This window comes from Bacillota bacterium (assembly GCA_012842395.1).
GTDB lineage: Bacteria > Bacillota > SHA-98 > UBA4971 > UBA4971 > UBA6256.
In genome coordinates, this window is record DUSX01000017.1 from 157,591 (window position 1) to 171,321 (window position 13,731).

At 62.9% G+C, this 13,731-nt stretch carries 6 protein-coding genes and 1 tRNA gene; all 7 read right to left on the bottom strand.

Translation table 11 applies throughout. From position 1 onward, the window contains the following. Nucleotides 1-16: 16 nt before the first annotated feature. The 7 genes from GX515_05740 to GX515_05770 all read right to left on the bottom strand — a co-directional run bounded on the left by GX515_05740 (nucleotide 17) and on the right by GX515_05770 (nucleotide 13,566). Nucleotides 17-3,889 (bottom strand): DEAD/DEAH box helicase, encoded by a 3,873-nt coding sequence (locus GX515_05740; GenBank protein ID HHY32520.1) that lies wholly within the window; start codon nucleotides 3,887-3,889, stop codon nucleotides 17-19. Further along, nucleotides 3,886-5,295, bottom strand: a complete 1,410-nt coding sequence (locus GX515_05745) for a hypothetical protein (GenBank protein HHY32521.1) — start codon at nucleotides 5,293-5,295, stop codon at nucleotides 3,886-3,888. The genes GX515_05740 and GX515_05745 overlap by 4 nt, the downstream gene beginning before the upstream one ends. Nucleotides 5,296-5,419: 124 nt before the next feature. Beyond that, a tRNA-Arg gene (locus GX515_05750) sits at nucleotides 5,420-5,495 on the bottom strand. 225 nt (nucleotides 5,496-5,720) lie between these two features. Beyond that, nucleotides 5,721-6,443 (bottom strand): amino acid ABC transporter permease, encoded by a 723-nt coding sequence (locus tag GX515_05755; GenBank protein ID HHY32522.1) that lies wholly within the window; start codon nucleotides 6,441-6,443, stop codon nucleotides 5,721-5,723. A gap of 310 nt (nucleotides 6,444-6,753) precedes the next feature. After that, on the bottom strand, nucleotides 6,754-7,551 hold the full coding sequence (locus GX515_05760; protein HHY32523.1) for an amino acid ABC transporter substrate-binding protein: 798 nt from the start codon (nucleotides 7,549-7,551) through the stop codon (nucleotides 6,754-6,756). Nucleotides 7,552-8,322: 771 nt separating this feature from the next. After that, a complete protein-coding gene (locus GX515_05765) occupies nucleotides 8,323-10,314 on the bottom strand; it encodes a glycoside hydrolase family 13 protein (GenBank protein ID HHY32524.1) in 1,992 nt (663 codons plus the stop codon). A gap of 192 nt (nucleotides 10,315-10,506) precedes the next feature. Then, nucleotides 10,507-13,566, bottom strand: coding sequence for a glycoside hydrolase family 57 (locus GX515_05770; GenBank protein HHY32525.1), 3,060 nt, complete (start codon nucleotides 13,564-13,566; stop codon nucleotides 10,507-10,509). Nucleotides 13,567-13,731: the final 165 nt, after the last annotated feature.

The window sequence follows — 13,731 nt, forward strand, 5'->3', positions numbered from 1 at the left end:
CCCGTCCTTTGTCAGGTCAGTCGTCGTCCGCTACAGCTTCAGTGCGCAGCAGGAGCAAATGGCGTAGCTCGTCCGTGGACATCTCGGTTATCCACTCCTCGCCCGTTCCGATCACTTCGTCCGCCAGGTGCTTCTTGTCCTCGATCATTTCGTCGATGCGTTCCTCCAGCGTGCCCGCACAGATAAACTTGTACACCTGCACCTTCTGGGTCTGCCCGATGCGGAACGCCCTGTCGGTAGCCTGATTCTCCACCGCAGGGTTCCACCACCTGTCGAAATGGAATACGTAGTTTGCCCGCGTGAGATTGAGGCCAAGTCCTCCCGCCTTCAGGGACAGGACGAAGACCGGCGGGCCGTCAGGGTCATCCTGGAACCGCTGCACCATCTCGTCCCTGGCCCTCTGCGGCACCCCACCGTGGAGGAACGCCACCTCGCACCCAAGCCTGTTGCAGAGGTAATCACGGAGCATAGCGCCCATCTCGGCGAACTGCGAGAACACGAGCGCCCGGTTTCCTCCGGCCACCACCTCATCCAACATCTCCGCAAGCCTCGCAAGCTTTCCCGAACGCCCGTCCAGGCCGCTCCTGTCCCGCAGGAACTGAGCAGGGTGGTTGCATACCTGCTTTAGCTTGAGCAGGGTGGCGAGGATCGCGCCGCGCCGCTCGATGCCTGACGTCGTCTCGATGACCTGGAGCATGTCGCTTACGACGGCCTCGTAGAGCGTTGCCTGCTCCCTGGTGAGCGTACAGTAGACCTTTACCTCCTCCTTCTCCGGAAGGTCCTGGATGACCCGCGGATCCGTCTTTAGCCTGCGAAGGATGAACGGCCCCACGAGGCGGCGCAGCAGCTCGGCCCGGTCTCGATCCCGATAGCGCTCGATGGGGATAGCGAACCTCCTCCGGAACTCCGCCGCCGGGCCGAGGTATCCAGGATTGAGAAAGTCCATTATCGACCACAGCTCAGACAGGCGGTTCTCGATGGGAGTCCCAGTGAGGGCCACCCTGAACCCCGCCTTCAACCTGCGCACGCTCTGGCTCTGTCTTGTGTCGGAGTTCTTGATGTTCTGCGCCTCGTCCAGGACTATGCCATGCCATTCAACGCAGGCAAGATGCTTCTCGTCACGGTGCACGAGAGAGTATGTGGTGATGACCACGTCACAGGCGCTCGCCTGAGCTGCGAATTCGTGGCCTGAAAGCCTGTCCGCGCCGTGATGAACCATAACCTTCAGGGACGGGCCGAACCGCCCGATCTCCCGGCGCCAGTTGCCCACCACCGACGTCGGGCAAACAAGCAGCACCGGGCCGCTGAGGGCACCTTCCTCCTTCGCCCGGAGGACGAGCGCTATCACCTGGATGGTCTTGCCGAGCCCCATGTCATCGGCGAGGCACGCCCCGATCCCCCACTCTTTCAGGAAGGACAGCCATGAGTAGCCCCTCACCTGGTAGGGGCGCAACCTCCCCGCGAACCCGCAGGGCTGAGGGAGTTCCTGGATTCTCTCGCTGGCGGCCAGGCGCCCGATAAGGTCGCCCATCCAACCGTCCGCGTCCACGCGGACTACGGGCAGGCCAGGCCCATCCCCTGACCCCGCCTGGAGGGCTGCGGCGAGCGCCTCGCCAACGGTCAGCACCGCGGCCTTCCTCCGCCTGTCCCAGAACTTGATGGCAGCCTCGATGTCTTCGCGACGGATCTCGACCCACTCGCCCCTCACGCGCACGAGAGGAACCTTCAGGGCCACAAGGCGGCGGAATTCATCCTTATCCATGACCTGGTCGCCGAGGGCTATTTGCCAGTCGTATTCCACCAGGCTGTCCATGCCGAAATAGGATTTGCTGGGCGCACCCGCCCCGGGCGACGCGGACGCCGACGCCGGGGCCCGCACCTTGAGGTGGATACCGAGACGTGCGGCCTTGCGGCGATTGTGGTCCCACCAGGGTGGCACAAGGACGCCGAAGCCGCTCTCCTCGAGCAACGGAGCCACCTCGCGCAGGAACGAGTATGCCTCGGCCGTACTAAGGTAGCAAGCTTCAGGCCGGGCTGCCTTGAGGCTGTCCTCTATCGCCGGGAACAAGCGCGAAGCACGCCCTAAGTCGGCGAGGAGCCTCTCCTGGGGGTTTTCGAACCGGCGGCCCAGGAACTCCAGCACCCGTCCCTTCTCGCGCCAAACTCTCGCAGCCGGAACCACGAGGCTCGGGTCGTCGATCGCCTGCAGCAGGTATTCAACGGCCCAGACATCGTCGTGGGCAACATCATAACCAGCACAAATCGAACGCTGGCCGGCGTAAGCAATCTCTGCTGACGATACCGAAGCAGGCGTCAACGCCGAGGGCACCGCTCCCGGAGCCCTCGCCACCGCAGACTCCCCTCCAGGTGGCAGAAGCCGGAAACACGTCCGAAATCCGCCGACTGTCCCGCTCCCACCGCTTTCGACCAGCCACTGCTCTATGTCAGCACACAGCTTCACAAGCTCAGCCGCCGGCCTGTCAACGAAAGGACGCCTTTCGCCAAGGGCATACAGCCATGCCATTGACGGATGCCTGTACACGCCGGCTCTCATGGCAGCCTCCGCGATGCACAAGTCCCTGCTGCCGAGGAAACCTCTCATGCGGCGTCGCCGTTCCTCGGAGAGCCAGCGACGTGCGGCTTCGTCGATGGTCGAGTCCAGGAAACTCTGCAGGAGAGCATCACCGGAGGAAAGCATGCGCCCGGCGGTCGTAGTCGTAGTAGCCTCATCCACCCTTTCGTCCGCGGTTTGAGGCCGACCGTTCGACGCGGCAGGCTGCCGTGCCTGGACCAGGCGCTCGGGGGCCACGAACGCGCGACAGAGCCCGGGCATCGACTGGGCGAGCTCCCGCACGCGGACCGCGTCGGCGGGAAGGTCCAGCGCCGGGCGCCATCCTGCCCTCGCTCTTGCCCTTGCCGCGTCGGCGCAGGCGTCAACGACCTTGACAGCGGCACCAGTACTGGTCCCAGTCCGGCGGACCGTGGCTTCTCCTCGCGCTTTCGACCTGCCCATCGATGCGGCCTGGCGCCCGGTTTCCAGTCTGCCGGCCGCGTCCTTCTGCTGATCTCCTCCTTCGGAGACCGGCACGATACACGGCACCAGCCTTTGCCTTGCGAGAAATTCGAGGGCGAGCTTGGCCGCCTTCACCCAAAAGCGGAAGTCGGGGCCCAAAGCGATGTGGGCTGCGCTCGTCCCTGGACGAGAGTCGCCGTCCTCCGGCACGACCGCAAGGAGGCTTAGGGCATCGGCCGCAGACAGGGACACGCCTGTTACTCGGTAAAGCCCCACCGACCTCCGGCCGTTGGGTTCGATACCAGCCTGAGTCTGGCCGTTATCTGCGGCGCTGTCTACGCCTGCTGGTGTCTCTTCGGCCCTGCCCTGCTTGCCTCCAGTGCCACTCCCCTGGCCATTCCTGGCCGCATGCTCTGCTGGAGGCAGGCCGGACGTGACAACGCCCTGCGCCTCAAAGCCGCCATTCTGTGGTCGGCTGAAGCCTTCCTCACCGTGCAGCATGAAAGCCTCGCGCAGCAGCAACGGCGACGGCTCAGGCCTGCCGTCCCGCGACGGCAGGAGCGCGAGCACCTTGGCAGCTCTTGTGCTCGGTAGATCGCGCATGCCCGCTGCAGCTTCCAACAGCGTTGCAAGGGCGAGCTCAAGTTCGGCACGCGTCATAAGAAAGGGGTGGCGCGCGTACCCTTTGTGCCGCCTACTGGACTTCGCGATCCCGGCCTCTCCGTGGAAGCGGTCAGGCGATTCACCCCATACGAAAAGGCGCCCATCAAAACTGGGCGCGCCCCCGCCCCCGCTACTGGAGCGTGCCCCCTCTTCCCCGAAGTCATCGCAGGTACCGGATGGAATCCACGTAGCATGCAGTACCATGTTTGTCACCGTCCGCGCTCCACCATACCACAGCAGCGAAGAGATTGACAATGGGATGGCAAGAACCCACTGCAATTGCCTTGACTTAACAGAATCCAGGCAACGGACGCCACAGGAAGCGCCCAGCAGAGGAACGCGTACGGAATGTATGCGGAAGGTGACACGCCCAGGATCGCCGCGGGCCCAAGCGCTGCGACGCTCCACGGCACAATGGGCGCAACTATGACGCCGGAGTCGGAAACCGCGTGAGCGAGAGCGAGTCTTGACAACCCCTTCTCACGGTAGACGCGGTCAAGGAGCGTGCACGGAACGACCACTGAGAGCGCCTGGTTTGCGGCAACCATCCCGGTCGCGATGCTGAAGCCCATGGTCGCAATGAGGAGCCTGCGAGGGCTTGAAAAGTTGGAGAGCCATTTCCCAAGCGCGGCCTCGAATATCCCAGTCCCCGACAATACCCCGGACAAGGCGGTTGACGACACCAGAACGAGCAAGACGCCAACCATCGACGCGAGCCCTCCCCCAACCGTTACAGGAGTGGCGGACGAAGGGGCGGCCACGTGGCATCCGAAGAGAGCCGTACGGATGACGAGCGCGGGCGATGTGTGCTGGACGACGACGGCCACGGTCGCGGCTCCAACGACGTTGAGAACCAGGTTCACGAGGATGGGCACCCTGAGCACCGCGAGCAGAATCATGAGCGCCGGCGCTGCTAGGAGGGCGGGGAAAGCCCCGTTTGCGAACTGGAAGACGCTTGCAACATCGCGCGATCCCGCTCCGTCCATGTGGCCCGCTGGGATGAGCCAGTAGAGCAGCACAGACACGGCCATGGCCGGGACGAGCGTGATGGCGAGCCGCCGGAATAACGTCCGAGGATCGCTGCCGGTGAGGTGAGCCACCATGTGCAGCACGCTCGAGACCAGCGATGACCGGTCGCCGAGGTAGACTCCTGAGATCACGGCGCCTGCAAGTAGTCCCTCGGACAACTGATATGCGTGGCCCAACATCATGAGCGGAAGCCCGATTATGCTCGCGGCCCCGTTCGCGGTGCCCACGGCCATTGAGACGAGCGCGCACAGAATGAAGGCGCTCAGCGCGAAGTAGCGGGGCTTCACCAGGGCGCTGCCGTAAACGGCCACGGTCGCGGCGGTCCCGTTGAGCCTCCAAAGCCCCATCAGGACCCCGATGAGCGCCAGCATCTCGATGGGGAGGATCGCCTTCCTGACACCGTCCACGGCCATTTGGGCCAGCGCCCTAGGATGGAACCCACGGCGCACCGCAAGACACGTGCACCCGAAGAATCCGGCAAACAATGGCAGATATGCGGGCATGTGAAGCACGGCAATGCACATGGCGAGCAGCGCCACGACCCCGCCGAGGACCACTCGCGATTCAGCCGCCGAAAAACCCCTGTGCACGTTCGTTGACCTCCGGAGGCAGGGGATATCTCGCTACACCGACCCGGCAGCAACAAGAGACCCCGGGTTCACCCGGGGTCGACCATCGCCCGCCCGCTGTGCTGCGCCATCGCACCGAAAACAATGGCGCGCCTGGCAGGAATCGAACCTGCGGCCCACTGCTTAGAAGGCAGTTGCTCTATCCCCTGAGCTACAGGCGCGTAAAGACCTCGCGATCTTGTGACAGACCCCAAATGTGCCCGAAGCCAACCTCTTCGAGCCTTGCTGCGACCAGCGCCGCGCATTCCACGCCTGCCTGCCGCCGATACCGCCTTGTCTCGCACGGCACACCCAGGCACGGCCCCAATGGCGCCAACCCCACGCAGCGCATGTGAACTCCGCCCGGCAGCAGCGAGCGACTCTCGAGCGCTGAGTCCATCGTTATGTTACCATATCGCCCGCACGCTTGCAAGACTAGCGAGTGCCCTCCGAAGTCGCGCCATCGCTGGGACTCTCTCCTTGCCCCGTTCAGCAAGCCGCCTTTCCCATGAGCCGAAAAGCACGGTGAAGGCCGTTGTCATGACAAGGTAGAAGACCCCGGCCGCAAAGAAGATCTCAAGCGGCCGAAACGTCGTGGCGATCATCTGTTGAGCGGCTCGCATGAGATCCACCATGGCTATGGTTGATACGAGAGACGAGTCCTTGAGCCGTGCGATGACTTCATTGCCCATGGGCGGGATGATCCTCGGAACGGCCTGCGGCAAGATAACCCACCTCATCGCTTGGATGTAGCTCATCCCGAGCGACCGTGCGGCTTCCATCTGGCCTTTGTCTATGGACAGGATGCCGCCGCGTAGGATCTCTGCTATGTACGCGGCCGCGTTGAGCGTCATCCCGAGCGCGGCTGCAGGAAAAGGATCCAGCGTCACCCCAACCTGTGGCAGCCCATAGTAGATGAGGAAGAGCTGCATGAGGAGGGGCGTCCCCCTCATCCACCACGTGTAGAGCGACGCCGGCCCGCGGAGGAGCGGGTGACGCGAGAGGCGAGCCAATGCGATCGGGAGCCCGAGCGCAGTCCCGACCACCACCGCAAGGCAGGTGAGCTCCATTGTCATCGCGGCGCCTTTCACTAGGACCGGCACAAGCTTCACCATGAGCATGAAATCCATAATGCGTTCGCTCCTCACTCAGTCCTGTCCAGCTTCCCGGAATCGCCCCGGCGAGTTACGGATGTCGCGTTCCCTCCGTCACATTGACGTCAATCACATTCAGCTGCTCACGAGCCTTCCCGCCGCGAACGCGACGGCCACGACAGCCCTGCGCAGCCTTCCCGAGCGCGGCGAGCGGTTCGCAGCGGGCCACGCCATAACGCCATGTGTGCTGCAGACGTGACGCGGCCCGCCGGTCCAGCCCTGCTCACGCTTCCCTGACATCACGCCGACCCCGGAAACGCGGGCTCACCTTGCATCCCGCGCCGCGTTACCTCCGAAGGACGTCCACTCCGAACCACTTCTTGGAGATGGCCGAGTACGTTCCGTCCGCCTTTATCGCCTCGACGGCCGCGCACACCGCCTCGCGCAGCGCATTATCTCCTTTGCGGAAGGCTATACCCACCTCTTCTTCTGCCAACCGCTCAGGGAGCACGCGGTACACGCCCGGGCGCTTCGTTATGTAGTAACGGCCCACGAACTCGTCCACCACCACGGCCTGTAGGCGCCCGATGGCGAGGTCCGTCAACGCCTCTGTGAACTGGCCGTACAACTTGAGTTCCTTGATGCCCTCGATCTTCTTTGCGGCGATCTCACCGGTGCTTCCGAGCTGGCTCCCTACCACCTTGCCTGCGAGGTCTGCTACGGTGTTTATCGACTTATCGCCTTCCCTGACGACTATGATCTGCGCGCCCCAAATGTATGGTGGGCTGAAATCTATCTGCTTCGCGCGTTCCTTCGTGATGGTCATGGAGGATAGGATGATGTCGAACTTGCCTGACTGTAACGCGAGGATTACCCCGTCCCACGCGACCGGCACCCATTCTATGGCGACCCCAAGGCGGCGCCCGATCTCGTCCGCCAGATCCACGTCAAACCCGATCAGTTTGCCCTTGTCATCGCGATACTCCATCGGTGGAAACGCGTCGTCCACCCCGATCCTGAGAACACCCGCTGCCTTGACCTTAGCCAGCGAGTCATCGCTCGCGGCGCTCGTGACGCCTGCAAAGGCAAGCACCGCGGCCATCACCGCGATCAGCACAATCCTTCTGGTCTTCTGCGTGTTCATTGGTGACTGCCTCCTCTTTCTTCTCTTCAGGTAATAACAGGCTCTCGTGTCTTGTCCCCTGCTTGGGCCGCCCACTCGCGCACCGTGCGTGCGGCCGCGTGCGTCGGCCCCTCCTGCTCGCCTCAGCCCGCTACTAGCGCAAAAACGCCTCCCGTCCCGCAAGGGACGAGAGGCGTTCTCCCGTGGTCCCACCCTTATTGGTTACCGCACAAAGCCGTAACCCGCTCATTTCCCGGTACGGCCCCGCCTCGACAGCCGCGCGCACGCACACGAAGCCGGCGCACGCCGTCACGCGTCACGCACAAGACGCGTCGTGACAAGCGACGCCGCAGCGGACCACCATGACGGTGATGCCGCGTGCCGTGGTGCCGGCGTTGCTGCGAGCGTCACGAACTCGCGAGTCAAGGGCTTATACCTCCCCGCGCTAACGGGCGGAACCCGTCAGAGCCTACTCCCCGCGCCGGTCCCCGTCGGGGGCCGCGTGGCCCACCAGGCAGGCAACGGCACTGGTTTCGGTCCGCGCTCAGGGGTGTGGTTCAACCGGCATGCCGTACCAGGATTCCACCGGCCCTGGCTCTCTAGGACGGCATATCCGGCCTACTCTTCCCCTTCATGGCTTTCGTCGAGCTTTTCACGGTGAATTGTATCTGCCGTGACTTGCATCACCCTGTGCTTCCGAGGCCTGCGCAGGCTGCTTTCGCCAGGATGTGCGTATTTATGCATAATGTAGCATGCCTCGACCGCATTGTCAAGCGCCGTGGCGCGCTTTTTTCATGTCGGACCCTCATCGGGCTCGCTGGACAGGGGGAGCAAGATGGCCGCTTGATGTGGCCCGAGCTGCTCCAGCCTCACACGGCCGCCCTTGGAGGGAACCATGCGCCCCGTGATGGCGTCCCAGAAGCTGTCGCCGCGGGGATGCGCACAGCGGTCGCCGCGCGGCCCTCCGGACCAGGGCGCGCACGCGGCCTCCTCCCCGAACCCGGCGGCGAGGTCGAGGTCCAAAGTGACCTGCTTTTCGCCCGCACATACAGCGACCACCGCGAGCTCGCGCCCAAAGGTTCGGGCGAAAGCGAACGTCCTCATGGAGTCGTCCACCAGCAGCCACCGCACGTTACCACGGCGCAACGCCGCGCTCCTCCTGCGCACCCGCACGAGCCGTCGGTAGAGTCCAAGCAGCTCACGATCTTGGAGGCTTTCGTCCCAAACCATGGTTCCTCGGCAGCCAGGGTCCTTCTCGCCCACCATCCCGACCTCATCACCGTAATACACCATGGGCGCGCCAAGGTAAGCCATCTGAAACACCACAGCGGGGATCATCCGGCGCTTGTCGCCGTGGAACGCTGTAAGGACTCGCTCGGTGTCGTGGCTGCCTAGGAGATTGAGCTGCGCTGCGCTGGCCTGGTGCGGGTAGTGGGCCCTCAGCCTTTCTAGCGTCGCCACCAGCTCGGATGCGGACGCCTTCTTCCTGGCGAAGAAATCAAGCACGGCATCGCGGAAAACGTAGTTCATGACCGCGTCGAACTCGTCACCCTTGAGCCACGGCGTGCCATCTTGCCAGATCTCACCAACTATATACGCGTCAGGATTGATGCTCTTGACGTGGTCGCGAAAGACCTTCCAGAACGAATGGTCGATCTCGTTGGGCACGTCCAGCCGCCACCCGTCGATCCCTGCCTCCCTCATCCAGAAGGTCACCGCGTTTAGGATATATGCACGCACCTCGGGGTTCCCCATGTTCAGCTTCGGTAGGTCCGCGAATCCCCACCAGGTCTCATAGTTCGGTTTCGGGCTGCGGCGGACGGGGAACCCGTGGACATGGTACCAGTTGACGTAGGGCGACGCTGGTCCTTTCTCCACGATATCCTGGAATGCCCAGAACTCGTCCCCCGTGTGGTTGAACACCCCGTCGAGGACCACTCTTATGCCCGCGGCATGGAACGCCTCAACGAGCTCGCGAAACTTGGCAAGGTCCCCGAATGAGCCGTCAACCCGCATGTAGTCCGCGGTGTCGTATTTGTGATTGGAGACGGACTGGAAAATCGGGTTCAGCCATACAGCCGTAATCCCAAGGTCTCTGAGGTAAGGGATCTTCTCGATTATCCCCTGGAAATCCCCGCCGAAGAAATTGTCGCGGGTAGGCGGCTCACCCCACGGGCGAGTGCCTGGAGGGTCGTTGGTCGGGTCGCCGTTTGCGAACCTGTCCGGGAAGATCTGGTAGAACACTGCGTCATGGACCCACTCGGGCGTTCTGAAAACCCGGAGCCGCGAGACGTCAAGCGTGTACCAGTCGTTTGGGTCGGGCTCCCGAAGGAAAACCCCGGATGGTGTGCACCATACCTTGAGGACACCGCCCGAACCGGCATTCCCGCCTGACGTTGCGACGTCGCTGGGCCTCAGCACAAACCTGTACAGGAGCACGCCGTCGGAGACCTGGACCTCCCCGCGATAGTGAGTGAACACGCCCTCGGTCGCGTACGGCTCCATGGCAACAAGCCCGTAGACGCTGCCTCCGGAGGCCGACTCGCGCCGGAAAGCCAGGTCCACGCCGGATACCGCCCGCGACCTCGCGCGGATCCTGATAGCCACGGTCTCTCCATCAGGCCTCTCCACATAGGGCGTGTCCTGCTCGTGCAAGAGGCCATCCAAAATGAGACGGGCCGCCTCATCCGGCACCGGCGGCCGTTCGATCTGAGGCGAGCCGCAGCCGCCCGTCTGCGCGCTCACGCCTTCAAGGTCGTCCTCGTTTTTTCGAAACGCTTCCATCGTACACTCCTGTGCGGGATCGTGTTCACTGGGAACCCGCCTCTCGACATACAGATGATATCGCACCGACTCCTGCAGCGCAAGGCCGAGTGATCAAGCTCATCCGCACGCCGGCCACGGCGCGCCGCGGCCCCGGCCCGCGAACGAGGACGCCCTTCCAGCCGGCCGAGGCCGGCCAAGAAAGGCCTCACGTCAGTCAGCGCCGTATACCATCGGGACCTCGGCAAGCTTGCCCGCGTTCACATCGTAGGCCCCGAGGATGTCTTCCTGAGTCGTGCCCGGGGGCGCAAGCAGGTCTATCACGTTCGGGTCGCCCTCGGAGTCATCTCCCCCGCCGAGGCGCCACTCCTGAGATACGGACAGCACCTCACGCACTCGCAGGTTCCCCGGGGAGGGATATCCCTCCTGGCTCATCAGAAACACTTGGTATCCCCAGTTGGCTTGCGGATCGCCCAGGGCGGCCCTGGGCACGCGCACGGATATGACCTTGTTGACCGGGTCGTGGCTCACCCGGACGGCCTCCTGCACCTCCTTTCCGTCGGCCGTGAAGACCTTCTGGTTCCACCCTTCGACCCAGATGGCGTACTCCCATGCCGACTCCGGTGCGAAGACCACGTGCCTTCCGCCAAGAGCCTCGGTCTTTCCGGACCCTGGTTTGTGATCGGTATCTATGTAGATGTCGATGGTCTGCAGCGACACCCCCACAGGCGAGTTCCACGGGTTCGTGATGTCGCTCGCTATTCTCACCTGGAACACGATGTCGTCCTGGACCTCAAGGACCTCGAAGGACAGCATATCGAACACACCCGGGGTGAAGACGGCGTTCAAGGGATAGGTGTACGTACCGGGGCCGTGGTCGTCGCCGGCAGGGTCATCCCATTTGAACAGCGTCTTCCCGACGATGGCCTCAGGCACCTTCACCTCAGCGGGCCCGCCGAGCGGCAAGAGGTCGACGTTTCTGCCGCCCCTCGACGCCACCACTGCAAGGCTCGCAGACTCTCCGGGCCGCAAGCCGATGTCGGCAAAGGGGACCTGGACCTCAATGGTGCGGTCTGCCCCGACGGACGAGACTTCGTTCGCATCGACCCACGTCTCTTTCCCGTCGGCAAACGCAAGGCGAGCCTTTGCAACGCCTGGCCCCTTGATGGCCCGGAGGTCGATGAGCACCTCGGTTCCTGGCGCGAACCCCAGCACTGTTGCGCGAGACCCTTGCCCGCTCCACCTGGGAACGCTGTTGGCCTCGGCCCGCCTCGGGTTCGACAGGTACGCCGCGAGGGCGACGTCCTGTCCGAAGAAGCTCTCCAGCCCGCCCTTCACATCGAGGCGCAGGTAGAGGTTGTCTGCGTCTACGCCCACCCAGAGCGCCCTGAGCACCATCTCGCCTTCGCCAGATGGCATGGGGGCGGCTTGCGTCTTGAAGTACATCGCCGCCGGTGACCACTCGCCTGCATCGATCCTGCCGTCCGGCGTTATCCTCGCAAGCCCGCTCATCTTCACGTCGGGCTTGGCCGCTTGCTTCGGGATCAGAGACAAGTAGAGATACGAAGGAACAGGTTGCCCGATGGCGGTGTATACGTTCTGGAGGTGGGTCCTGAAGAGCTCATCGAACGCAGCGTCGTTGCCGGAGTCCTGGTCGTTGCCATACCACCAGAACCAGTCGCTGCCTTCAGCGGCGTAGAGCTCGTCCCATGCGAGCGCCATGCCTCGCTGCGCCGCCTCATTGTCGGCGTTCTCCGCCGAATACCTAGCAAGAACGTCTCGCGCTCGCGACAGGTACTCCCACGCCTTGTTTTCCTCGGCTTCGCCTATCCATGTCTCCAAGTTATCGGAGATCCAGGAGCCTGTGTGTAATCTGGAAAGCCTGGCTTCTGCGGGATGCGCTCTCAAGTACTCCTCGACCGTGACTAGCCTGAAATCCGGGTCAGCGTTCAGCATCCCGTAGAGCGAGTGCAAGAACTCCTTCCCGTCGTTGGCATAGTACTCCCAGCAATTCTCGCCGTCGAGCGCTATCGTCACCACGTGAGGGCCCGGCACTCCGGCCAGGTCTCGCTTGACCTTGCGCAGGTAATTCATGAGATCCAGCGCAGCGGCGGTGCCGTTCATCCCGGAATAACTGAAGCCTATCTTATCAGAGAGAACTATGTCGCGGAAGAGGATGGCAACGGATTTGCCGTTCTCCTCAACCACATAAGGCTTGTAGAGAAGGTCTGGTCTCGTGACATTTCCGGAGCCATCACGGAGGCTCACGCCGAGGGACCGAGCGAGCACCCCTTCGCTCGACACCATCCATTGAAAGCCTGCATCATGGACGATCCCGATGAGGTCCTGTCCGACGGCCTGCTCGGAGGGCCACAACCCACGCGGCGCACGGCCGAAATGGTCTTGATAGAACTTCACGGCCATCTCGAGTTGCGCCTCGACATCCTCAGGATGCGCGAAACCGCTGGCGGGCAGATCGAGCCTGGGGCTTGCCACGCGCGCGAGGTCTATGTTGTATAGGAGCGGCATTATGGGATGGTAAAAGGGAGTAGTAGTTATCTCTATCTGGCCGGAGTCCTGCATGGACCGGTAAAGCGGGATGATCTCCCTCATGATCTCGGTATGCTTCGCAAGCACTTGGCGCTTGTCCTCTTCAGTGAAGCCCCGGGCTTTCTGAACGAGCGCCCTCATGGCGGGGTCTTGGTCCCTGAAGTCCGGGTCGAGCCAGGCGAGGTTGAACCAAACCTGGAGGTCTCTGTAGTCCTGCTCGGTAAACGCCTCTATGGCGCGTGCAATGCTTTGGTCGCTCACCGTCTCTCCACGCTTCTGCAATAGCTCCCAGTATCGTGGGAACCTGCTGATGATCCTGTCCCAATTCGCATCGAAGAACCTTCTGAGAAGGAACTCCTTGTCCTCGCGGGACAGCTCGGACGCAGGTTTCTCAGCAACGATCTGCCATCTGTCTCGCACCCCAGCGGCGCACTCGTCAAGCTGAAAGATGAGGGATGGGACCAGGTTGAACGTGCAATGAACGTTGGGATATTGCTTTAGAATGGAGGCCATGTCGTAGTAATCCTTGACCGCGTGCATCCTGACCCACGGCAACATGTACTCACCGGTAGCGGGGTTCTTGTAGAACGGCTGGTGATTGTGCCAGATGAGCGCCACATACAGTGGTTCATCTGCACCCAGCACGTGCGCGGGCGAGAGCCCCGCCACACCTGCAAGAAGCGCCAGCGTCATCGCAGCTATCAGGACACGGTGGTGTCTCACGAGGTTCGCCTCCTCTTGACTTCTCGAGATAGCTACACCCATCTCCCTTTGGGACAGGTGTATCGACTCGTAACGGATGTATGCAACGAGACGCCCGACGGACTGGAGTTGGGCCCATGCGAGGTCGAATCGGCTCCACCCGGGTTGCGCTTCCTATAACGTTGT